The following is a 21,545-nucleotide window of genomic DNA, read 5'->3' as shown; positions in this document are numbered from 1 at the left end:
TACCACTGGGAAGACGGCAGCAGGTCAAAGCAGAGGACAGTCAAGCTGGGCGATAACTCGGCGATACTGACTGCGTACTATGCAGAGCGGTCGGGTCCGCCGGAGCCGGCCCTCCTCATATCTGCCATGACCACCGACGGGTCGCAGCTGTCGATGTGGGCAGTGGTCACAGGACCGGACGGCAAAGAGGCCGCAAGCGGGTACACCCCGCTCAGGTTTGAAGGCGAGCCGGGCCGGCAATACACCATCCACGTGTCAGAGTGGTCCAACTACAAGTTTGCGCGGTGGAGCGACGACGATAATGACAACAAAGCTTCAGGCGCAAAAACGATAACGTACAGCGGCGGCGAGCAGTTCGTGAACGCGCTCTTTGAGTTCGAGACGGAGGCGACGCCGCAGAACACGCTCACCGTGAACGCGTACAACCAGAACAGCCAGATAGTGACGATGTGGACGGTCATAAGCGTGAACGGGACGACTGCGTTCACCGGCTATACCCCGCTGACGGTGCCTGTCAAGGAGGGCCAGACCTACACGGTGTCGGTGGCCGACTATGGCGACACCGTCTTTGACCGCTGGGCGGACGGGGGAAGGTCGAACACGACGAGCCTGACCGTGCACGAGCTGCACGAGCAGGTGACCGCATATTTCAAGAGCGGCAACGTCGCTACTGTCAGCAGTAACAATAATGATAATGGCAACGACGACAACGGCAGCACGGGCAGCAATAACAGAAAATAGTAGTAGGCATGGCGATGGCATCCTGCTTTTGCCGGCGGTGGCAGGGGGCAGCAGCAGGTCGCAAGCGGCTATACTTGGCGGAGGGATCCGGGGTGGACGTGAGCTAGAGACGTATAAGCGCGAATTGCAAATAATACTGTACGGGGTAAGGCTGCCGTCCATATAGCATCAGGCGTACGCTCCCTCATGTATGCCTCTTTGCGGCCAACCGGCGGCCTGCCCCTTCTATTCTTTGTGTATAGTATAGCTTAACAAAGTTCAGCCTCATATTTAGGGCAGTAACGCGCTCTTCATGGCATGAATATCGTTGACTCTGAAGTCCCATCAGTCATTGTCGCCAAGACATGCGGCAGCAACGCCTCTCGTAGGGTGACTTATAGCTTTGTCGATCCGTACCACGAGCAGACGCTTGACAAGAAAGAGATACTGCTTGCCGAGCTTGAAGCATGCGAGCGGCTGCTGAAATACGCGTCTGACCCTGTGGACAGGGTGGCGGCCGAAAAAGAGATCTCGGAACTGAAGACCGTACTGGACTTGCTGACGTAAAAGCCCTAGGTGGGATTCGGACCCACGGCCTAGGGTTTACGAAACCCTCGCTCTGCCAGGCTGAGCTACTAGGGCGCTCGGTTCAACACTCTGTGTGCGCTATTATAATCATTGCCCCGTCGCCAAACGCCCAACAACAATTCTGGTCTGTCTGTTTGCGCTGAAAAAATAAAAAAGAAGAGGGAGGGGGAGAGCTAGCCGGCTTCTGTCAGCCTGCCTGCCCCCTGATCTCGCCCCCAGGATAGTCCGACGAATGGACGTTCACGTATACGTTGCCTGCCCCCATTTCATCTACCAGCTCGCCTATCGTCTTGCCTGCAAGTGAGCCGGACAGGTCTGACGCGTCGATGGTACCCTCGGCAAGGATGCCGTTAACCTCGCCTCCTGGCGCCGCGCTGTAGAGCGTGGCAACCACTGGCCCGTTGACCCCCTTGGGAGCAAGGTGCAGGTGCGCTGCAGTCACCTTGTCGATGCTGGTTACGTTCACCCTGTAGGACAGCTGGGTTGCGTTGCTGTTCAGCTTCAGCTCTGCCGCGCCGGTCGCCGTGCTGTTTGTCGGCGGCACCTCCTCGCCTCCGCTCAGCTTGGCCGTGAACTTTTTGTCCTGCGCAAACTTGTAGTGCGCCGTCAGCTCCATGTCTGCGCTGAGCGTCACCATGCGGTGCCTGTTGGTGCTCCCGTCCTCCCACCTGTCAAACACCAGGCCGTCAAAGTTTGTCGCCCTCATCTGGTAGGTCTTGCCCTCCGTCCCGTTGAACGCAAACGGGGCAAAGCCTTCAGAGATGATCTTGCCGTCCTGGCCTATCCTGATGAACATGCGCCTCTCCTCGCCACTCGGGCCGAGAGCCTTGACCTTCAGCTTGACCTCTCCGTCATGGCATGCCAGCCCTTCTGCCGACGAGTCCTCGCCGCAGCTGGTGGGCCACTCTTTGTGGAGGTTGTCGTTCAGGTCCTGCCCGAGCGCGTACGGGCTGTCCACAAGGAACGCATAAGGCGGGTAGCTTGGCACGGGGTCGGCAGGGTCCCATATCGTGATAACCTTGCCGTAGGTCTTTTTCAAGAGCTCTACCAGCGCACCGCATTCAAGACCTTGGGGCAGTTCGACGCAGCCTGGGCTTCCCCTCTCTGGCGTCAGCTCGACTGCGTGGTTGTGCCAGCTGGGCTTTTCCCTTGCAGGCAGTTGCTTGTACTGCTCCTCGGTGATTATGAACTCGATCTGGGAGAGCATGGGGCCGGTGCCTGGCTTGGCGTTGCTGTCACGCGCATACAGCTGGCACACGGCCACTATCCTGTTGTCCAGCTTGCAATAGTGGTCCATCTGCGCGTCGAGGTTCATGCTGTCGTGCCTGCCTACCGTAACGTGTATGTCGTACCCGTCCGTGGGTTTTGTCGCCGCGTTTGTGGCCCCTGCGTTCAAGGCCAGCCCCGGTATGGCTGCTGCCAGGATGAGGACAAAGGCCGCCGAAACAGCCGCGCCAATGGTCATCATCTTTCTATTTCTATTTTTGCTGGTGTTTTCAGAATTTTTTTCATGATCCGGTGAATCTTGGTCGGTCATCATAACCTAAGATGGACTGATTGATATAAATTTATGCCAAATTTATGCCAGAATTTGTAATTATAGTACGCTTATGTCATAAATTCATATAGAAAAATGATGTACCGGCTTGCAGCAAGCAATATTCTGTAACAGCCTGCCACTTATGCCCAAAGAAGCGGGAGATGCGCTGCAAACTCGCTATTTCTTTTCGCCGGCAAAGTAGTAGTGGCAGCCGCCGGCCGCGACGGCAACCGCGCCGGCGCCAAGCGCAAAGTAGGGCCCGGCGCCAGTGACTATGAAGAGGCTGGCAAGCTCGCCCTCCCTGCCCCTGAACTCCTCGCCTATTATGCCGCCTGTCATCTGCGCCGCAGCTGCAAACCCGGACTTTAACGCCTCTATGGCGTACATCCACAGGGAGCCTGCGGCTATCGCAAGGATGCCTGCGGCAAGGGCGAGCTGCTGCCTGCGCGCCCTGTAGGGAATGGCTGCCATCATGGCTGCGATCGCGGCCGAATAGAGCGCCATGCTTGCCACCGACGCCGACAGGACGGTGCCCCTCTCGTGCAGCATGGACAGGTCTATCCCGGCCCTTCCTTCTTCTTTCGCAGCGGCAGGCTGCACAAGGGCGGCCATGATTTCCGGCGGAGTGTAAGACCTTGAGCCTAGCAGGTTTATCGACACCCAGGGGACGGCAAGCGTGGGGACGAGCAGCCCGAGGGCCACCGGCACGAGCAGGTATCTGTAACCAGCCAGCGACGACAACGACAACAACAGGAACAGGTCATGCGCCCGCGCTCATATAGTTGATAGAATTTCCAGCAGTACTCTACTTCCTTTGGCGCTAGTTTAATTATCTGCGATATGCACTTCCAAGCCGTGAAGGTATCGATCTCCGGCGTGAGGGGAATCTATGGATCCGACCTCAACCTGCACGAGGTGGCGCGATTTGCCGGCATGTTTGCAAACGTGGTAGTGGCGGCAGCAGCAGCGGCCGCCAAGCCCGGCGGCAAATGCATAGTTGCGCGGGACACCCGGCCTTCCGGCAGGATAATGTCGCAGGTAGCCGCCGCGTCGCTGATGTCTGCCGGCGTCGATGTCTACAATCTGGGAGTTGCACCGACGCCTGCCGCGTTCAGGGAGGCGCGGCGCTACGGGGCCGGGATCATAATCACCGCCTCGCACAACCCGCTTGAATGGAACGGGCTGAAATTCATAGTGGAAGGGCGCGGGCTGTTTGAAAAAGAGCTGGCGCAGATGCTTGCCTCCGGCCCCCGGATCGGCGAGCAGCCGGGAAAAGAATACGCGACAAGCACCACCTACGTCGACGACGTGGCGTCGCTTGTCGTTGCAGGCAGCAACAACAACAATACCAAGGTCGGCATTGACTGCGGCGGCGGGGCCGCCTGCGGCTATGCAGAGCTCCTCTTCAAAAAGATGGGCATGCAGTTTTCAAGCATAAACGGGATAGCAGGCGTCTCGTCGAGGGGGCCGGACCCGACCGCCGACGAGCTTGCCGACCTGCGCTCGCTTGTCCTGTCCGGCAAGCTGGACCACGGCTTTGCACTCGACCTTGACGGAGACAGGCTCGTAGTGGTCAGCGGCGCGACCGGCGAAAAGCTGAACCCTGACGCGACCTTGCTACTCTGCGTCGCCCGAGCGGCCGAGATGGGCGCCAAGAGCTACGTGGTGAGCATCGACACCAGCGTCGCGATAGAGAAATACGTACAAGAGCGCGGCGGGCGCGTGACCCACTCCAAAGTCGGCGAGGCAAACGTGGTGGACAAGATGCTCGAAGTGGGCGCAGAGGCCGGCGGCGAGGGCTCGAGCGCCGGCTTTATCATGCCCAGGTTCAACATGTGCCGCGACGGCCTCTTGGCGGCGGCCACGATAGCGACCCTTGACAGAAAGACGATTTCAGACTGCCTCGCCTTTGCGTCGCAGTTTGCGCAGGTGCGCTCCAAAATAGCGGCAGACTCGGCTGTGCACCAGAAGGTCATTGACATGCTGCCCGACCAGCTAAAGGCCGAGTCGTCGCAGCTGATAACCGGCGACGGCGTCAAGGCGATAATCGACGACGACTCGTGGGTGCTTGTCAGGCCGTCAAACACAGAGCACGCCATCAGGGTCTCAGTTGAGTCGAGGGCCGACAGGGCGCAGGCGTTGTACAAAAAGATGAGCGAAAAGGTCCAGCGCGTCTATGAAGCGGTTAGATGAGGCCGAAGTAATCAGGATCATGTCGTCGGCGCTTGGGATAGCCGACCGCGACGACGTGGCAGTAATAGACCTGCCCGGAACGCGGCAAGAACAGCTGGCCTTCAAGGCAGACATGCTGGTCGCAAGCACGGACGTTCCGGCGCAGATGAAGCCCTGGCAGGTCGCAAGGAAAAGCCTGGTCGCGTGCGCAAGCGACCTTGCGTGCAAGGGTGTGCTGCCGGTCGCGGCAATGATTTCGCTGGGGCTGCCTGCTGGCATCTCAAGGGGGTATGTCGAGGGGCTTGCAAAGGGATTCCAGGCCGCGTCGCAAGAGTTTGGCGTCAAAATAGTGGGGGGAGACACCAACGAGGCCGGCGACCTTGTAATCGACTGCAGCATGGTGGGCGCAGTCACAAAAGGCTGGCCGGTGCCAAGGAGGAGCGGGGCGCGCCCCGGCGACGCGGTGGTGGTGTCAGGCATGTTTGGCTACCCTGCCGCCGGCCTTGTCATGCTGCTTGGCGACAGATCGATAAAGACCCCAAGCGGCCAGTTCCGCAAGGCGGCAGTCGAATCCGTCCTGGAACCCAGGCCGCGGCAGGAATTTGGGATGGCCCTTGCGCGCTATTTCTCGTCGTCCATTGACTCTAGCGACGGCCTTGCCTTTTCGCTGTACGAGATAGCGACCCAGAGCAGCAGGGTGGACATCAAAGTAGATTACGAAAAGGTCAGGGCCGCCGGTGTCGACGAGTTTGCGCAGGCAAACGGCCTTGACCCGCGCAGCTTCGTGTTTTTCGGCGGAGAAGAGTACGAGATAATCGCGACGATCCCAAAAGCGTCGATGCCCGAGGCAAGGGCGGCTGCAAAAAAGGCCGGCGTCGCCCTGCACGAAGTGGGCACGGTGACAAAGGGTGCCGGCCGGGTTTACGACGGCAAGTCGCTGCTTGAAAACCGCGGCTACCAGCACCTTGCCCGGCCGCGGTAACGTTTTACTACTTCCGCCGCAGACAGTTTCTGACAATGTTTGGCAAGGCAAGGTGCAAGATATGCGGCGACACCGTGAGGCTCGTGCTCAAGCACCTTAACGACAAGCACCCGGAGGTCATGGCCGGCAGTGGCAGCAAGTCAAGGGAGAGCATGGACAAGCTGGTCAAGAAGTACTTTGAAGAGGACGAATAGTTAGTCAGCTTGGACGGCGACAAAAGGTTAATAGCTTATCCTGACCTCTCCAATAGTGGCAGCAGAGACACAGCCATTGTCGGATTTCAAGGATCTTTTCTCAAAGCAGTCAAGGCAATATGCAGCGTCAAGGCCGTCGTACCCCCTGGCGCTTTTTGACTTTCTTGCCTGCCTCGTGAAAAGGAGGAGCTTGCCTGGGACTGCGCCACTGGAAACGGCCAGGCAGCAGAGCCCTGCTTGAGGGGTATTTTGAAAGGGTCGTCGCAAGCGACGCAAGCAAAAAGCAGGTCGAAAACGCCCGGGCGGGGCCAAACATACGCTTTGCCGTTTTTCTGGCAGAAAAAGCCGACCTGAAAGAGGCCTGGGAAAGAGATCGCGTTTCTGAAACAAAAAAAGAAGTGGTATGGCCTATCTACCTGAAGGTGGGCATGGTAACCACCAGCAGCTGATAACGTTTTTAACCCTCTTGCAAGACGATACTGCCTGAATGTCGTCTGAAGCAGTAGACGAGGTCACGCAGACCCGTTGGGGGGTAGCCCACATCTTTAGCAGTTACAATAACACGCTTGTCCACATTACCGACCTGAGCGGGAGCGAGACGATCTCGTTCAGCTCTGGCGGCCGCCACGTCACGGCCGACAGGTACGAGTCGTCGCCTTATGCGGCAATGAAGTCTGCCGTCGCGGCCGCCGAGGTGGCCAAGACCAAGGGCATCAACGCGCTACACATACGCGTGAGGGCGGTGGGCGGAGTCGGCCCGAGAATTCCGGGGCCGGGCGCACAGGCTGCGATCAGGGCACTTGCACGCGCCGGATTCAGGATCGGCAGGATAGACGACGTGACGCCGATCCCGCACGACACGACCCGCAAGCCGGGCGGAAGAAGGGGCCGCAGGGTCTAGGACATCTCTCTCATCTCTGGCGCGATTTTTATCCGCGCGCCGCATCCCCTGTTTTTCAGCTCGCCTGCCAGCCACGAGACGAACCTGTCGTTGAATTTTTTGCCCTTTGCTTTGTCGATTTCGTAGGCCCGCCCTGAATAGATCTTTTCTGCAAACTGGCCCGAAATGAAGAGCTTGGCAAACGACCAGCCGGCCCTCTCGACTGGGGGGTCTAGCGCGTACTGGTTCTCAAGCTGGCACGCCTGCTGCATCTCTTGGAGCAGAGCGTTTGCTATCTTCTCGTCTGGCGCAAAATCAGTCGTCTGGAAATCCAGTATGAATGTGCCAAGGGGCTCCTTTCCGTCCCTACTCATTCTGCTTCAGCTTTTCAGAGAACGATACTAGCTTGCCGTCCTGCTCCACCTTTATCGAAGTGTCTATCCTGACTCTCAGGCCGACCGACCTGAAAAGCGACAAGAGCTCGCCCCCTGAAATCCTGGTCTGGATCTCGCCTGCCTCTATCAGCTCGGCCACTTTGGCCACTATTGCAGCAGTCTGGGCAGGATACTGCGCGTACGCGGCATTGAGCACCTCGTCGCCCCTGTCGTACAGGTAGGACATCACAATCTCTTTTGCCGTCCTCTTTTTTGCCGCAGCCGGCTGCTGAGCAGCCCTGGCCTTTTCCATCGCGGCCGCCTTTTCGCGCAGCTCCCTCATCTTGCGCGCCTTGATTATCTCTATGTCCGGGTCTTTGCTGTTGTTTTCTTCTTCATTGCTCAACCCTTTATCACCCCAATAGGCACGAGCCGGGCCACCTTGGTGGCGATGCCAAGCGAGTGCGACACGTCGGCTACAGAGTCGACGTCCTTGTAAGCGTCCGGCGTCTCTTCGACCATGCCCTCCTTTGTCAGCGCTCTCAGGTAGATGCCCTTGGCCTCAAGGCCGCCCCTGACGCCTTCCGGCGTGTAGCTCCTCTTTGCAGCCGACCTAGACATGGTCCTGCCGGCGCCGTGGGCCGTTGACCCAAAGCTGAGGTCAAGCGAGTTCTTGCCGCCAAGCAGTATCCAGCTTGCCGTCCCCATCGAGCCCGGGATTATGACTGGCTGACCAAGCTGCCTGTACCTGGCAGGCACCTGCTCCATGCCGGCCGGAAAGGCCCTCGTCGCGCCCTTGCGGTGCACCACCACGTCTCTGGTGCCTTCGCCGTCCAGCCTGTGCCTCTCGACCTTGGCAATGTTGTGCGACACGTCGTAGACGAGTTCGGCCTGCATGTCGGCCTCTGTCATGCCAAAGGCCCGCTCCAGCGCCTTCCTCGTCCAGTGGGTTATCATCTGCCTGTTGGTCCATGCAAAGTTCAATGCAGAATTCATGGCCTTGCGGTAGTTCTCGCCCTCCCGGGAGTTGTTTGGCACGCAGGCAAGCTCTCTGTCCGGCAGGGTTATGCTGTATTTTTTGAGCGCCGCTTCAGAGACGCGCAAATAGTCGGTACATATCTGGTGGCCAAAGCCCCTTGACCCGCAGTGTATCAGCACGGTGAGCTGGCCCTCCCTGTCTATGCCCATCGCCTTTGCCGCCCTTTCGTCAAATATCCTGTCCACCTTTTGTATCTCCAGGAAATGGTTGCCCGAGCCAAGCGAGCCCAGCTGGGGCGCGCCCCTCTTTCTGGCAGTATCTGAAACACTCCCAGGGTCTGCACCCTTCATGGTGCCGTTCTCCTCGCACACCTCTGCGTCGTGCCTCGTGCCATAGCCGCGCTTGACGGCCCACTCGACCCCTTCTACAAGCAGCTCGTCCAACTCTGATTTGGATAGCCTGATCGCGCCCTCGCTCCCGACGCCTGATGGTATCGATCTGAAAAGCTCGTTAACGACTTCTTTCAACCTGGGGCGCAGGTCTGCCTCCATGAGGTTTGTGCGCAAGAGCCTCACGCCGCAGTTGATGTCATAGCCCACGCCGCCTGGGCTGATGACGCCTTCCTCCGCGTCGGTGGCGGCCACCCCTCCGACCGGAAAGCCGTACCCCTCGTGGCCGTCAGGCAGCACCACGACGTGCTTGCGCACTCCCGGCAGAGTAGCCACGTTTGCAGCCTGGTCTATCGTCCTGTCTGTGACCATCTTGGAGATTAGGGCGTCGTTTGCATAGATGGTGACCGGCACCTTCATGCCCCTTCCGCCGTCTGGGTCTATCCTGAACCTGTTGTCATCCACCTTTCTGACCCTGAGGCCGCCCCTGGTAGCAATCTCGCTCAATATGACATTGAACCTGCATGAAGTTATTATAAGCCTTCTTTTGCCTAGTCTGCGGCTTTTCTTTCGTCAAAAAAGTGCAAGATTTATTTTCACGCCCGCCACTGCCTTTCATGTGCCAATTCTGCCCATAGACTCGGGACGCTACGGTAGCACTGAGATGCGCGAGATTTTCAGCGACGAAAGGCGGCTGCAGTACCAGCTTGACTTTGAGGCTGCCGTGGCAAGGGCGCAGGCAAAGATAGGCATGATACCTGCCGGCGCCGCAGAAGGCATTGGCAAGGCTGCAGCGTCTGGAAAAGTGACGCTGGGCCGGGTAGCTGAGCTGGAGGCAGCAAGCGAGCACGACACAGCGGCGATGGTGGAGGCTTTGAGCGAGCAGTCGCCGCCCGCGTCCCGGCCTTGGGTGCACTATGGGCTGACTAGCAACGATGTCGTCGACACATCGACATGCATGCAGATGCGCGACGCCTTTGCTATCATCGAGGACAAGGTGGCGGCCCTTGGGCAGACCCTTGCAGCCAGGGCGGTGGAATTCAAAGGCGTGCCGGCTGTAGGCAGGACGCACGGCCAACACGCAAGCATCATATCTTTTGGCCTAAAGTTTGCAGTGTGGGCCGCAGAGATGGCCCGACACATGGACAGGATAGAGGAGGGTAAAAAGCGGTTCCTGCTCTGCAAGACCCGTGGTGTGGTGGGCACCGGCTCGCTCATGGGCGACAGGGCGCTTGAGGTGGAAAAGCTGGTCGCCAAAGAATTGGAACTGCACCCTGTCGAAGCAGCGACTCAGGTCATACCGCGCGAGCGCTATGCCGAGATGCAGTTTCTGATGGCACTCATCGGCGCTACTCTGGATAAAGTAGCAATCGAGATACGCAACCTGCAGCGCACCGAGATAGGCGAGGTGGCAGAGCCGTTCCGCAAGGGGCAGATGGGCTCCAGCGCCGTGCCGGTCAAGCGCAACCCGATCAAGAGCGAGCGCACATCGTCGCTTGCCAAGATACTAAAGTCGCTCGTCTCTGTCTCGATGGACAACATACCGCTCTGGCACGAGCGCGACCTCTCCAACTCGGCAAACGAGCGGTTCACGCTCCCGATGGCGGCGATACTGCTCGACGAGATGCTCGACTCGATGTCCAAGGTCGTCAAAGAGCTGAAGGTGGACGCCGGCCGCGTCGTGAAAAACCTGGACATGACAAAGGGGCAGATATACGCCGAGTTTGTGCTTGAGGCGCTCGTGAAAAAGGGCGTCGCCCGGTTTGAAGCCTACCGCGATATACAGCGCGTGGCCTTTGCCGCGCTCGAGTCGGGCGAGCAGTTCAAAGACGCCGTCTCTGCCGACGCGCGCATCGCAAAGCAGCTTTCAAAGAAAGAGATAGAGGAGATATTTGACGCCAAGAGCCACCTTGCTGCGTCGGGCAAGATAATAGACAGCGTCGCAAAGCTGGTAAATGAAAAGTGCCGCCGGTGAGATTTGAGCTCACGACGGCTCCGTCTTCAGCGGAGTGCTCTCCCAGGCTGAGCTACGACGGCACTGCTCAGCCTCACTACTTTTTCAAATCATATATAATCTTTGCAAAAAAGTGCCGGGCAGAGCTTTGCACTTGTTCATGTGCCGCAAGCTCACTGCGGACAGCGACTCTCCTCATGCAGAAATTCAACGATGTCCTCTTCTTCTATTCGTGAACCGTAAATATCCTTGGCGTCTTCGCTGCCTGATGCCTGGCAGCTGATCTGGAAATATACAGGCTCGCCGTTCCATTTCCGCTCAATGCCAACTCGCAGAATGGCCGTCCTGTTGTCGCCGTCCTGTGCTCCTCCTGCTTCATACAGATACTCGACGACGCTTGGAACCCGTATCAGAGTTTCGCAAGATTCGGTGGCACAGGTTGTAACAAAGTATACTCTTGCCTCTGCACCAGGATAATGGCCCACAAACGTCTTTACCTCGTCCAGGCCATTTGTCTTTTCTATCGCTCGCTTGGATATTTCATCTACAATAAAGTATTTCTCTGCCGTCTGCCTGCCGAAACTGGCTACCACCTTGTAATGTCCAACCCTGTCTATTGTTACGTGGCCGGTCGTCCCAAGCTCTGTCAGCGTCCACGTCCTGTCAAAATTATTCGCATCAAGGTCGCAGATAATCAAGATGAGGCTTCCAGGAAGGCCGAATACTGTTTCCCCATGTCTGTCCAAGTCTATGATTTCGACATCTGGATAGCCGCATGCGACGCCGTATCCAGTTGCCCTTATCGTGAAATCAATGCTTTCCCCCACCGAATACCTGTCCTTCAGCCCATCTATAGAGAGGTCTGCATGGAACCTGCTTTGCACAACAGGGGCAGCGGAACTGAACAGAGAAGCAAAGAGAATTACAAATGCTATTCCTGCGGCAAGACCTGCGACGACAGGTGCGATTATGCTGCTGCCCACTTGGAGAAGGAGGCCAGAGGCACCTTTTGAGCCTTTGGCTGCAGCGCGGAGAGTTCCTGACGTTTAAAAATTACACAAATTCAGAATTCTGGCGATAAAAGAGCGCACAAGTTACGTAAAAAAAGGCAGGATCAAACCCCAAAAGTTGGGCTTGGCTCATTCGATGCAAAAAAGTGCCGGAGGCGGGATTTGAGCCCGCGACCTTACGATTATGAGTCGTACGCTCTAACCAAGCTGAGCTACCCCGGCACGTGCCCAGCGAGCGTGTGTAAGCAAGCTCAAATCTCGCCTTACATTATATTAACTATTCAAACGTCCTGCGCACGTCGCCTTCGAGCACGCCCGAGCCCGTGTGGAGCCGGTCGATATGCTTTGAAAGCGCCTCCTTGCTGTCATAGGGGAGCTCGCAGTAGGGGCACACTACCTTTGCAGTGCTCACGTCCCTGACGTACGCTATCGCCTTGGGGTTTATGATGCACACAGGCGTTCCCTTGAGCGCTGTGTCTGCCGTGGACATGGTTGACATGTGTATCCGCTCAAAAATGTCGTCGCGGTATACCATGCCAAGCACCGCCGAGTGCGAGCTGACTATTAGCTGCCGGACGACGTGCTTGTCCATGAGCGCAAGCGTGTCCTGCACGCTCTTTTGCGGCTCGACCGCCAACACGGGACTGGTCATTATCTCTCTCAGCCTGACCTTGCCCGGGTTCCTGCCCTGCGACATCACCTTGAAAAGTATGTCTGTCTTGCTCAGGATGCCGACCACCTCGCCCTGGTGCGACACCAGGACGCTCCTGACGCCCTTTTCTTTCATCTTTTCAAGCGCCTGATCGACGTACCTGTCACCTTCCATGATCGCGACGTTCATGTTGATGAAGTGCTCTATCGGCATTGCAAGAAGCGACGTGATGTCAGTGCTCATGCATACTTGCCGATGACGATTTATTTAAGCGTGGCGCAAGAAATCTGCAAACCCTGCGATAACGGATAAAAATCAGGGCTGCCTGCCCTCAAAACGCAATTTTATCAGGTTCTGGCCCCCTGCCTTCCTGATTTCTACAAGCTCCTCCCGCTCAAGCCGCTTGACCAGCCTCCACACTGTGGTCTTGGGGAGCTGGAACTTGGTGCGCACCTCGCTCTCAAACGCTGCGCCCTCGTTCTCTGCAAGGAACTGGAGCACGTTCCTGTCCTCCTGCCGCAGGTGCGGCTTTTCCTCAAATATCCTTGCCACTATCCTGCCAAGGAGGCCCCTGTCGGTGTGCGAGTCGGGCACGATTTCGGCCGGCTTTGCTGCAACTTCTTCCTGCACCGGCTCGCCAGGCTGCTGGAGCTGCTGCTGCTGTTGTTGCTCCAGCGAGGAGGGAGGCGGGGCGTCGTCTGCCGGAATTTCAAGGGCCGGCTCTGCAACATCGTCATCATCATCATCATTATCGGCCTGCTCTGGAACAGCAGCCGGCGCCGGCCTCCTGTATGCCTCCTTTGCCTGCGGCTGCCTCTTCCTTTTCCTGAGCACAAAGAGCGCCCCTGCTGCCGCAGCAGCTACCGCAACGGCCGCTCCGATGCCTGCTGCGAGCGTGACTGGGAACTGGGGGGCCTGCCCTATTGCGGCCACTGCCCGCCCTGCCGTGTTCTGGGCCTGCGAGTAGCTGCCTGCCGCAAACTGGGCGTCTGCCTGCTCAAGGAGCGCCCTTGCCTGCGTCACGTCGCGCCCTTGCCCTGCCGCCCTTTCAACCTCCGCCTTGGCCGACTCGACGGCGTCGCCTGCCTCGCCAAACTCTCTTGCGGTGGTCTTGGCGGCGTCGTTTGCCTGCGCCGCCATCCTTTCGGCTTCGGCAAAGTTGCCTGCTTCTTTCGCCGCGACTGCCTTTGCAAGCAGGTCCTTGGTCTCTGCAAGGACGATGCCCGGATAGCTGGCCTCGGTCTCTTTGATGGTGGTCTCTACCAGCTTTATCGTGATATTGGCCCTCTCCTCGGTGCCAACCACCCCGATGACGTATTTCACCTGCTTGGCGCCTGCCTGGAACGTGAGGAGGGTCTGGTCTCCCACCAGTATTATGGAAGGCATGGCGTCTCCATAGTCGATGACCACGCTGCCAGAAGGCATCTTGACCGAAAAGCCGATTGGTGACTCTAGCATGAACGTCCACACGTTCCTGTCCTTGCCCACCAGGTCGGGCGTCGTGTAGCTTATCCTGGCCCCCTTGGCGCCTGCTGGCGATATGGTGACTTCGCCCGGGTTCTGTCCCGGGGAAAAGTCGAGTATGTTGTCGTCAAAGTCGGTCACGATGAGGTCGTTTATGTGGGTGCCAAAGAGCTGAACCGTGACGCTCTTTGCAGAAGGCTGGGCTATCAGGACGTCGTATTCCACCAGCGAGTCGCCGTTTGCAAGGAGGGCCACAAAGAGCGAGTCCGGCGTGGTAGTGGCAGCTCTCTGCGCGCTTGCCTGGTTAATGCCGCTGCCCGGGACAAGGGCCACCGCTAGCATCGTGGCAAAGAAAAAACCGGTGACAAAGCGCCCTTGATACGAGGCAGCCATTATAATAATAGTCCGGAGCCAAAAAGGCAAAGAAACGATATAAGTCTTCTGACGAGGGGCTAGGCTACACACACATGCAGCGGAGTGCAAGGAGCAGAGTAAGAGGGTGACTAACTAACTATTGCAATGTACTGCACCTCCTTTAATACGATGTTGACGCCTGATCGTCATGCAGGAAAACCCTGTCTTACTCGGTGATGGCAATAATAGAAGCGGTATTGGCAGCGATGATGGAAGTAATGTAATCCGCAGCAATGTTTCTGCACGCCTTGAGCAGAGAAAACGTAACAGAATAAGCGGCGTCGCCGACAGGATAGACGTGCAGCTTGGAACCGACACGCTGGCCCGCCTTGAGCGGATGGCCGACAGGCAGCGTGCGTCTGTAGACTATTTGGTGAGCCATGTGCTGGAAAGCCATGCAGCAAGGGACAGGTACGAGCTTGCGCGCGCAATGCCTGTGCCGGGGATATTCTCTGCGCTCTTGCAGGTTTCCCTGCGCAGCGCAGGCAGCAAAGACGTTTCTGGCACTACTGCTGCAACTAGCAGCAGGCTGGTCCGGGACACGGCGACAATAGCCTTCTCGTTCATGAAAAAGGATGCCGTGCCGCTCTTGAAAAGATACGACATGTGGACCATGCTCGACGTGCTCGAACAGTATCTGAGGGTGGCCGGCCTGGACGCCGTGCACAGGGTGCGGGGCAGCGACGGCGGCAGCAATGGTGGCAGTGGTGGTAATGCATGCAAGCACTACTTTACCGTATACCACCATGATGGCAGCGTCCCTTCCCTGTTTGCAGAGGAGCTCCTGACGCTCGTGTTTGAAAAGGTGACGGACGCGACAGTCATCATCATGTCAAGCAGGGGCAATTTCACGCAGGCAGAGCTGCAGCCCTACTAGGGATAGAACTTGAAGTTCTTTTCCTTGTAGCCTTCGACCCACTTGAACTTGCGCTGCAGGGTTGTGGTGTATATCTTGGTCCAGTCAAGGTCGACATAGTTGAGCCACGCCTTCATCACCCTCGGGTCGATATAGTTGCGAAGCGACGTGCCGAGGTTATAGTCGCGGGTTTCCTGCATGAGCTTTAGCTGAACCTGCATCTTTTCCAGTCGCTCCCTCAGCTTTTTCTCCTGCGCCTCAGTCTTCCAGTTCTTGTTCGCTATCTCTTTTTCTAGGCCCGCTATCGCCTCTTTCCTCTTGGCAATGTTCTCCTCAAACTTTTCAGCGGCCTTTCTGGCAGCCGGGTTCTTGGGGTCGACACCTTTTTTGTGGTTGCACGCAATCGCCGCTTTCAGGTTTGCCGCCTTGGCGACATAGATCTTTTGCGATTCAGTGGAGTTCTTGTCGACCTTGATGGGCGGGTTTGCCAGCGCGTCCTGCACCACCTTGGTGGCTATGCACGTCCTGAACACCTTGGCCGTGAGCCCGGGCATCACGGTCTGGAAGAACTCGTTGACTTTGCGCGAGTTTATCTCGCCGAAAATCCGCTCGTCGGGCTTTTTGCCCTTGACAAAGTTTTTCAGGTTTTCGTACAGAACCTTTGTGTCGTCGGTGGTAACGTCAAGCGTCTTTTGCCAGGGCACGCTGTCCTTGCCCAGAAAGTTGAATTCGATCTGCTGCCTCCCGTTGCTTGACTGGGGGAATCTGATGTGCTCGACCCGCAGCGTGCTTGCGCCCACCGTGTCGGCCTCGTCGGGGTCCTTCTCGTCGCCGACCCTCATGGCGAGCTTGAATATCAGGTAGGCCACGGTGGCAGTCCTGTCGTTTTTCATCTTGCGGATTATCTCCCTTTCGACCTTGCCCAGCTGCTCGGCCAGTTTTTTGGCCTTGTCGTACTTGGCCTGATCGTTGCCCTGCCTGAGCGCCGACGAGTCGTGCAGCCAGACGTACTTGCGCTTTTCAGTCAGGCTCTCCATCCAGGTCGCAAGCCAGGTCGACGAGTGGTCGTGCACTATTTTCTGCCAGTTGCCCTCAGGCACCGGCGCGTCCTCGCCGAGGTTCAGCGTGACATCCTCTGGCCTGACCCTTGGCTTCCACCTGCCCCTGAGCGGGTGCTGGCCCCTGCCCATGAACAGGCCAGGGGGCTCGGCGAGCCAGTTTGCGATGTCGACCTCCTGCCCGTCGACTATGGCCTTGCCGTAAGTGGCCTTCAGCCGCTCGCGCTCGGCTTTCTTGGCCTCTGCCATCTTTTTCTTTTCTTCTCGTGGCAGGTTCTTTAACCGCTCTTTCTCGCGCTCTTTCATCACCTTTTCTTCGTCTGCAAGCCGGAACGCCTCAGAGAAATCAAAATCGGATATTTTTAATTCCATGCTCTTAAATTCTGCAGGCAGCAGCGGCTTTAAATCAGAGATAAAGTTGGACTGGAAAACGGGATCCTGCACATAGTGGGTGTCCTTTTTCTTGGCCCACGCGTAGACGAGCTCCTCCTGCTCTGCGGTGAGCGCCACCCTTTTGCCCTTGATGGATATGGTGATGCCCCTTGGCTGGTAGGGCGGCGGGAAGGCGATGCCCCTGTGGACAAGCGTACGCCACCTTATCTTTCCCTGCGGCGGCGCGGCGGCAGCAGGAGCAGCAGTGGTGACCTCTTCCATGTGCTTTACTGGAAAACGCCTCAGACCACTCTTAAACCTTTTTCCCTGTGGCGGCGGGTCGTCACACCAGCGCCCTGTCGCTTCCTGCAGCGTCCTGCTCCGGCAGGCCCTCTTCCAGTCCTATCTCTGTGTGCTCGCCTTCCACCATCCTGTTCAGCGCCTCTATTGCAGCTGCTTTGTGCAGGTATTCGTTGTTGTTGCCGCACCTGTACGAGTACGTGCACCGGGGGCATCCGCTCTCGCTGGTGCACGGACACTCTGACAAAATGCGCAGCGCCCTGCCGACAGCCTTGTCGAGCCTGTCATAGAGCACCCTGCTTGCGCCGTTGCCGCCGACGCTCCCGTCATAGACAAATATCAGGCCAGAGGCGCCAAGGGAGATCCCGCCCAGGTCCTGCGACGCGCCGCCGGTTATCATGGCACTCCCCTCGATTATGACGTGCTCTGACGCGTGGAACGCGCTCATGGCGACGTACTCTTCTTTTTCGTCTCCCGCCTTTGCCACGGAGTCGGCCGGCGCCGGGGCGCGGAACACAAACCCCTTTGTCACAAATTCATATTCTAGCGCCTTGTCAAACAGTACCTTTTTCCCCTGCGCCGTGGCCTCGTGCCCCACCTCTATGTTGGCGTACCCTAGCACCCGCTTTTGGATCCTGAGCGAGCAGTACGCCGCCTCTGCTCCAAACACCTTTTTGCGCTCGTGCACCTCTGTTATGGAGGGCCACTCGTCTGTAAGCGCCTTTGTGTAGTAAGGATAGTCGTATGGTATGACGTCAAGCTCGGCGTATGGTTGTTTTTTATCGTCAAGGTGCAGCTGCCTGACGCGGTAGCGCCTGCCTGCAAGGAAATAGATCGCGTCCTTGTGCAGCTCTTCCAGCGCCTGCGGGAGCGACCGGTCGCCGGCCAGCTTGCCGTTTATCCTGATGTCGACCCTGCTCCCTATGCCCCGTATGCTGTAGGCGTTGAGAAGCTCCATCGCCTTTTTCAGGTCCGGCACAAAGCGGTTCTTTTCGTGCCTGACAAGCCCACTTGCCATCAGCCGCTGCAGCGCGTCCTTCATGGGGGCAGACTCGCCCTCTGCAATCGGCCTGTCGCAGGCCATGGCTAGCACCTGCCACTCTTGCACGAACGGGTTTGCGGGGTCGGTGTAGGCAAGCTCCTGGTCTGCAAGGTAGTCGTCGGGGTGCGACTTGTAGTACTGGCTTATCGGGTCGTTGCCAAGCGCCAAAAACGCGTACCCTTGCTGCCCTCTCCTGGCCGCCCGGCCTATCCTCTGCACCAGCCTGTTTGCAGGAACGATGTTTGATACTATGGCGTCCACGTGGCCGATGTCTATGCCAAGCTCCAGCGTCGGCGTGGCAGATATTGCAGACAGCTTGCCCTGCTTGAACATGCTTTCCACCTCTGCCCTTGCTTCTGCCGTCAGGCCGGCCCTGTGCACCCTGATGCTGACCCCCTGCCGCGCCGCGTAAAAGGCGAGGAGCTCCGACCCGAGGTGCGAGCCTGAAAACGCTATCGTCCTGTGCTTTCTGCCTGCCGCCTGTTTCACAAGGTCGATGGCAAGCGACCTGTGCGACCGCAGCGACGGAAATATGATGGCAAGGTTTATCCTGCCCCGCCTGCCCCTGCCCTGCACCACCTCCATCTTTCTGCCAAAGAGCACCTGGCAAAAGTCGCCGGCGTTTGGAAGAGTGGCAGAAGCGGCGGCCACCTGCAACCGAGAGCCGGCCAGCCTCTCAAGCCTTGCGATTATGTGGTGCACGTTTGCCCCAAAAACTCCGGTGTAGACGTGCGCCTCGTCCACCACTAGGAACCTGGCTGTCCGAAAGGCCCTTGAAAACCGCGTCCTGTGCATCATGTGGTAGTGGAGCACGTCAAAGTTTGTCACGATAATGTCAGGGGGCGAATCGAGCACCAGCCTCCGCTCTGCCTCGGGCGTGTCGCCGTCCAGAACTGCCGCGCGTATCCCTAAAGGCCCGGCAAGCTCGGCTATCTTGGGGAGCTGGTCGCGCGACAGCGCTTTTGTCGGGTAAACAAAAATGGCCATTATTTTTCCGCGCTCGTCTGATATGCGCAGCGAGCCAAAGCGCGACACTTCCTCTGAAATCTTTTGCAGGACGGGGATGCAAAACGCCTCGGTCTTGCCGGACGCGGTGGGGGCCGTTATCACGACGTCTGCACCCTGCAGGATTTTTTTCACGGCCTCTTCCTGGAACCTGTACAGGCGGTCGATGCCCTTGCGGCGAAGCGTACTTGCTATGGCCTCGTCCACAGGAAGCGAGCCGACCTCCGATGCGCCATAGTCGGGCTGCTCCTCTGCCATCGACCTGAAGTCGACGACATAGTCGCGCTCGGAATGCAGCGTTTCTTCGACGAGCGGGTCGCCCTTGGCGCCGGCCGCGGCGATGAGCGCGTTGACCTCCTTTTTCGGCCTGATTATTTTCTCCTGCTCCATCAGTGGGCGGAGGTCGTCAGACGTTGAAACCTGGTTGCTGTCGCACCTGTCCAGGAATTCAAGGTAAGCCTCGTCCATGCTTGCCTGCGCCGGCACAAGCGCGCACACCCTGCACTTGGCGCACTGGAACATCAGCCGCCCGTCAAATATCCTGTCAGCGCCCACGGAATGGGGGCTTGAGCACCTGGGGCAGCGGTAAGAAGAGAAGTTCACCATGATCCGTTATTATGTCCAGATACGCAATCCGTTATATACAATAATAGCAGTCGCAGACGATCTCATTGCTTGTCTGGAGGAGCAGGACTTGGCAGCCGCTACTGGCCCGAAGTCATTGAAGTGCTGCGTGCTATAGTGCCAGTCTACGACAAGGTAAACCGTGTCATCTCGCTTGGCAAGGACGACGAGTACCGCCGGCACGCCATCCGGGGCAGAGTGATGCCGGGCGACTGGGTGCTCGACGCCGGCTCCGGCTACGGCAACATGTCCCGCACCGCGCTGGAGGAGGCAAATGGGGATGCGGCAATAGTATTGTACGACCCGATACCGGAGATGCTTGCAAACGTGCGCCGCTTTTGGGGCGACAGGATGCCGTCGCTGTCGTCTGGAATATTTGAGCACATGCCGTTCAGAGATGGCGCGTTCGACGTCGTGCTCTGCGGCTACTCGCTCAGGGACGCCATCGACCTGAAAAAGGCGATAGCAGAGATGCACCGGGTGCTCAGGCCCGGAGGCAGGCTGATAATAGTCGACCTGGGCAAGCCAGACGGCGCCTTCAAGCGCTGGATGGTGGCGACGTACCTGAAACACTTTCTTGGGATATCTGCATACTTTGCGGCAGGCAGGGTCGGCCTCAAATTCAAGACGCTGTACGGCACTTTCCTCCGCTGGCCCAAAAACGCAGAGCTGGAATCGATGCTTGCTGAAAAATTTTCCAAGGTCGTCTTTGACAAGGGGATGCTGGACGGGGCAATCATGGTGGCCGCGTACAAGTAGTAGCGCCAGCCGGCTTTTTTGTGGTGGTGATGACTAGTTTTGCGGCAGGCGGCGATAATCCTGGTGATGGTGGCCGTGTGCGCGGCCGTTGTGGGCACCTCGTACGGCATGCACTCGCCCATTGTGCCCGTGTTTGCCAGAGAGGAGCTTGGCGCCGACTTTTCGCAGGTGGGCCTGGTCGGGATGGCCAACTATCTGCCGTACATGTTCTTCCCGTTCTTTGTCGGGATGGCCCTCGACAGGGTCAACAGGGCGTACGTGCTTGCGGCAGGCGTCGGGCTCAACGTGTTTTCGATATTCATGCTCTCTGCAGTGCAGTCGGTGCCGGAGGCGATGGCGTTCCGGGCCCTTGCAGGCGTCGCACACGCCCTCTTCTGGCCCTCGTCTGAAGTGATAATCTCTGCCAACTCTGACCCTTCAAAACGAGTCAAGTGGATAGCAGTCTTTACCGCAGCATGGGTGGGCGGATTCATGGCCGGCCCGCTTGCAGGCAAGCTGGTGCTCGATTATTTCGACTACCGCACGCTCTTTCAGCTGTCCGCGCTTGCAATCGCAGCGGCGCTCGTCCCTGCTCTCCTGCTCGTAAGGCACGGCCGGCCTGCCGAGGCGCGGGAGCCGAGAAAGGCGACGACCCTTGCCGAGGTCAGGCAGGAGCTGGCGCTGCGGCCTGCCGCAAGCGCGGCCATACTCTATTACGCAGTGACGTTTGGCGTGACGCTTGCGGTCTATCCTGCATACATAAAGTCGGCAGGCATGAGCGACCAGAACATAGAGGTGCTGTTCTTTATGTTTGGCATCGCCCGCTTTGCCACGCTACCGTTTGCCCAGAGGCTGGCCGCCTGGGGCAGGCCGGCGCTTGCAGGGGCAGTCGCGCTTGCCGCCACAAGCATGCTCGTCTCGTTTGCAGCCGCCGGCGCGCCCTCGTCGTGGACCTTTTTTGCGTTTGCAGCCGCGCTGGCCCTCATAGGGGTTGCGACCAGCATATTCTACCCGGTGACGTTTGGCATTGTCACAAAAGGCGTCCCGCCAGAAAAGCTGGGGTCGCGCCTTGGAATATACGAGACGTTGTTTGGCGTGGGCTGGGCCGCCGGCCCGCTTGCAGTCGGGCTCTCCTCGGACGCGTTTGGCCCGCCAAGCCCCTACCTGGCGTTTTCTGTCATGGGAGCCGTGCTTGCTACAGCAATGATGACGGCGTTTGCGCGCAAAAGATCATGATC

At 58.2% G+C, this 21,545-nt stretch carries 20 protein-coding genes and 3 tRNA genes; 10 read left to right on the top strand and 13 right to left on the bottom strand.

Going from position 1 to position 21,545, the window contains the following annotated elements:
- Together WKI84_RS04095 and WKI84_RS04090 are read left to right on the top strand one after the other, a co-directional pair.
- Positions 1 to 741 (top strand): hypothetical protein (locus WKI84_RS04095; RefSeq protein WP_337862253.1); only part of this gene is annotated, 741 nt, incomplete at its 5' end.
- Between the two features lie 297 nt (positions 742 to 1,038).
- Complete coding sequence (locus WKI84_RS04090) at positions 1,039 to 1,287, top strand: hypothetical protein (RefSeq protein ID WP_337862252.1); 249 nt, start codon at positions 1,039 to 1,041, stop codon at positions 1,285 to 1,287.
- A gap of 1 nt (position 1,288) precedes the next feature.
- On the opposite strand, the gene WKI84_RS04085 is transcribed toward WKI84_RS04090, so the two are convergent.
- From WKI84_RS04085 to WKI84_RS04075, 3 genes are all read right to left on the bottom strand, one after another.
- A tRNA-Thr gene (locus WKI84_RS04085) sits at positions 1,289 to 1,362 on the bottom strand.
- A 133-nt stretch (positions 1,363 to 1,495) separates the two neighbouring features.
- Positions 1,496 to 2,776 (bottom strand): DUF1264 domain-containing protein, encoded by a 1,281-nt coding sequence (locus WKI84_RS04080; RefSeq protein ID WP_337862251.1) that lies wholly within the window; start codon positions 2,774 to 2,776, stop codon positions 1,496 to 1,498.
- Between the two features lie 249 nt (positions 2,777 to 3,025).
- Entirely contained in the window at positions 3,026 to 3,589 is a 564-nt protein-coding gene (locus WKI84_RS04075; protein WP_337862250.1) for a hypothetical protein, read from the bottom strand.
- Between the two features lie 114 nt (positions 3,590 to 3,703).
- Here WKI84_RS04075 and WKI84_RS04070 point away from each other — a divergent pair, with 114 nt between their 5' ends.
- The 4 genes from WKI84_RS04070 (at position 3,704) to WKI84_RS04055 (ending at position 7,097) form a co-directional block, all read left to right on the top strand.
- The gene (locus tag WKI84_RS04070) at positions 3,704 to 5,041 is read left to right on the top strand and encodes a hypothetical protein (protein ID WP_337862249.1); all 1,338 of its coding nucleotides are present in this window, start codon (positions 3,704 to 3,706) and stop codon (positions 5,039 to 5,041) included.
- Positions 5,025 to 6,002 carry a thiamine-phosphate kinase gene (gene thiL / locus WKI84_RS04065; protein ID WP_337862248.1) on the top strand — a complete coding sequence of 326 codons (978 nt, stop codon included), beginning with the start codon at positions 5,025 to 5,027 and terminating at the stop codon, positions 6,000 to 6,002. Before WKI84_RS04070 ends, thiL begins: the two co-directional genes overlap by 17 nt.
- 35 nt (positions 6,003 to 6,037) lie before the next feature.
- Complete coding sequence (locus WKI84_RS04060; protein ID WP_337862247.1) at positions 6,038 to 6,196, top strand: hypothetical protein; 159 nt, start codon at positions 6,038 to 6,040, stop codon at positions 6,194 to 6,196.
- Positions 6,197 to 6,683: 487 nt separating this feature from the next.
- A complete protein-coding gene (locus WKI84_RS04055; RefSeq protein ID WP_337862246.1) occupies positions 6,684 to 7,097 on the top strand; it encodes a 30S ribosomal protein S11 in 414 nt (137 codons plus the stop codon).
- Here the strand turns inward: WKI84_RS04055 and WKI84_RS04050 are convergent.
- Genes WKI84_RS04050 through WKI84_RS04040 form a run of 3 tightly spaced genes read right to left on the bottom strand, consistent with a single transcriptional unit; the run spans position 7,094 to position 9,325 of the window.
- Positions 7,094 to 7,450, bottom strand: a complete 357-nt coding sequence (locus WKI84_RS04050) for a hypothetical protein (RefSeq protein ID WP_337862245.1) — start codon at positions 7,448 to 7,450, stop codon at positions 7,094 to 7,096. The two genes, WKI84_RS04055 and WKI84_RS04050, sit on opposite strands and share 4 nt — an antisense overlap.
- Complete coding sequence (locus tag WKI84_RS04045; protein WP_337862244.1) at positions 7,443 to 7,856, bottom strand: DNA-binding protein; 414 nt, start codon at positions 7,854 to 7,856, stop codon at positions 7,443 to 7,445. The genes WKI84_RS04050 and WKI84_RS04045 overlap by 8 nt, the downstream gene beginning before the upstream one ends.
- Positions 7,853 to 9,325, bottom strand: coding sequence for an RtcB family protein (locus WKI84_RS04040; protein ID WP_337862243.1), 1,473 nt, complete (start codon positions 9,323 to 9,325; stop codon positions 7,853 to 7,855). The genes WKI84_RS04045 and WKI84_RS04040 overlap by 4 nt, the downstream gene beginning before the upstream one ends.
- Positions 9,326 to 9,437: 112 nt before the next feature.
- Here WKI84_RS04040 and purB point away from each other — a divergent pair, with 112 nt between their 5' ends.
- Positions 9,438 to 10,793: an adenylosuccinate lyase gene (purB, locus tag WKI84_RS04035; RefSeq protein ID WP_337862242.1), complete on the top strand. Its 1,356-nt coding sequence runs from the start codon at positions 9,438 to 9,440 to the stop codon at positions 10,791 to 10,793.
- Here the strand turns inward: purB and WKI84_RS04030 are convergent.
- From WKI84_RS04030 to WKI84_RS04010, 5 genes are all read right to left on the bottom strand, one after another.
- Positions 10,782 to 10,855, bottom strand: a tRNA-Phe gene (locus WKI84_RS04030). The two genes, purB and WKI84_RS04030, sit on opposite strands and share 12 nt — an antisense overlap.
- 90 nt (positions 10,856 to 10,945) lie before the next feature.
- A complete protein-coding gene (locus WKI84_RS04025) occupies positions 10,946 to 11,755 on the bottom strand; it encodes a hypothetical protein (protein ID WP_337862241.1) in 810 nt (269 codons plus the stop codon).
- 174 nt (positions 11,756 to 11,929) lie between these two features.
- Positions 11,930 to 12,004: transfer RNA gene (locus WKI84_RS04020), tRNA-Met, on the bottom strand.
- A 55-nt stretch (positions 12,005 to 12,059) separates the two neighbouring features.
- Positions 12,060 to 12,677: a CBS domain-containing protein gene (locus WKI84_RS04015; protein WP_337862240.1), complete on the bottom strand. Its 618-nt coding sequence runs from the start codon at positions 12,675 to 12,677 to the stop codon at positions 12,060 to 12,062.
- 72 nt (positions 12,678 to 12,749) lie between these two features.
- Positions 12,750 to 14,291, bottom strand: a complete 1,542-nt coding sequence (locus tag WKI84_RS04010) for a hypothetical protein (RefSeq protein ID WP_337862239.1) — start codon at positions 14,289 to 14,291, stop codon at positions 12,750 to 12,752.
- A 169-nt stretch (positions 14,292 to 14,460) separates the two neighbouring features.
- On the opposite strand from WKI84_RS04010, the gene WKI84_RS04005 reads away from it, so the two are divergent.
- A complete protein-coding gene (locus tag WKI84_RS04005) occupies positions 14,461 to 15,189 on the top strand; it encodes a hypothetical protein (RefSeq protein ID WP_337862238.1) in 729 nt (242 codons plus the stop codon).
- Here WKI84_RS04005 and WKI84_RS04000 read toward each other — a convergent pair.
- Positions 15,186 to 16,880: a DNA topoisomerase I gene (locus tag WKI84_RS04000; protein ID WP_337862237.1), complete on the bottom strand. Its 1,695-nt coding sequence runs from the start codon at positions 16,878 to 16,880 to the stop codon at positions 15,186 to 15,188. The two genes, WKI84_RS04005 and WKI84_RS04000, sit on opposite strands and share 4 nt — an antisense overlap.
- A gap of 61 nt (positions 16,881 to 16,941) precedes the next feature.
- The gene (locus tag WKI84_RS03995; protein ID WP_337862236.1) at positions 16,942 to 19,551 is read right to left on the bottom strand and encodes a DEAD/DEAH box helicase; all 2,610 of its coding nucleotides are present in this window, start codon (positions 19,549 to 19,551) and stop codon (positions 16,942 to 16,944) included.
- Between the two features lie 69 nt (positions 19,552 to 19,620).
- Between WKI84_RS03995 and WKI84_RS03990 the strand changes: the two genes are divergently transcribed.
- Both WKI84_RS03990 and WKI84_RS03985 read left to right on the top strand, forming a co-directional pair.
- Complete coding sequence (locus tag WKI84_RS03990; RefSeq protein WP_337862235.1) at positions 19,621 to 20,328, top strand: class I SAM-dependent methyltransferase; 708 nt, start codon at positions 19,621 to 19,623, stop codon at positions 20,326 to 20,328.
- A gap of 39 nt (positions 20,329 to 20,367) precedes the next feature.
- Positions 20,368 to 21,543, top strand: coding sequence for an MFS transporter (locus tag WKI84_RS03985; protein WP_337862234.1), 1,176 nt, complete (start codon positions 20,368 to 20,370; stop codon positions 21,541 to 21,543).
- The last annotated feature ends 2 nt before the right edge of the window (positions 21,544 to 21,545 follow it).

Source organism: Nitrososphaera sp., assembly GCF_037447015.1.
Classification (GTDB): Archaea; Thermoproteota; Nitrososphaeria; order Nitrososphaerales; family Nitrososphaeraceae; genus Nitrososphaera.
The sequence above is the reverse complement of the archived record's forward strand: the minus strand, read 5'-3'. Positions and strand labels throughout refer to the sequence as shown.

Bases quoted from the DNA above. Each gene is read 5' to 3' on its own strand.
- WKI84_RS04090 (WP_337862252.1), top strand. From the start codon at position 1,039: ATGAATATCGTTGACTCTGAAGTCCCATCAGTCATTGTCGCCAAGACA.
- WKI84_RS04080 (WP_337862251.1), bottom strand. From the start codon at position 2,776: ATGATGACCATTGGCGCGGCTGTTTCGGCGGCCTTTGTCCTCATCCTG.
- thiL (WP_337862248.1), top strand. From the start codon at position 5,025: ATGAAGCGGTTAGATGAGGCCGAAGTAATCAGGATCATGTCGTCGGCG.
- WKI84_RS04060 (WP_337862247.1), top strand. From the start codon at position 6,038: ATGTTTGGCAAGGCAAGGTGCAAGATATGCGGCGACACCGTGAGGCTC.
- WKI84_RS04055 (WP_337862246.1), top strand. From the start codon at position 6,684: ATGTCGTCTGAAGCAGTAGACGAGGTCACGCAGACCCGTTGGGGGGTA.
- WKI84_RS04050 (WP_337862245.1), bottom strand. From the start codon at position 7,450: ATGAGTAGGGACGGAAAGGAGCCCCTTGGCACATTCATACTGGATTTC.
- WKI84_RS04015 (WP_337862240.1), bottom strand. From the start codon at position 12,677: ATGAGCACTGACATCACGTCGCTTCTTGCAATGCCGATAGAGCACTTC.
- WKI84_RS04010 (WP_337862239.1), bottom strand. From the start codon at position 14,291: ATGGCTGCCTCGTATCAAGGGCGCTTTGTCACCGGTTTTTTCTTTGCC.
- WKI84_RS04005 (WP_337862238.1), top strand. From the start codon at position 14,461: ATGCAGGAAAACCCTGTCTTACTCGGTGATGGCAATAATAGAAGCGGT.
- WKI84_RS04000 (WP_337862237.1), bottom strand. From the start codon at position 16,880: ATGGAAGAGGTCACCACTGCTGCTCCTGCTGCCGCCGCGCCGCCGCAG.
- WKI84_RS03995 (WP_337862236.1), bottom strand. From the start codon at position 19,551: ATGGTGAACTTCTCTTCTTACCGCTGCCCCAGGTGCTCAAGCCCCCAT.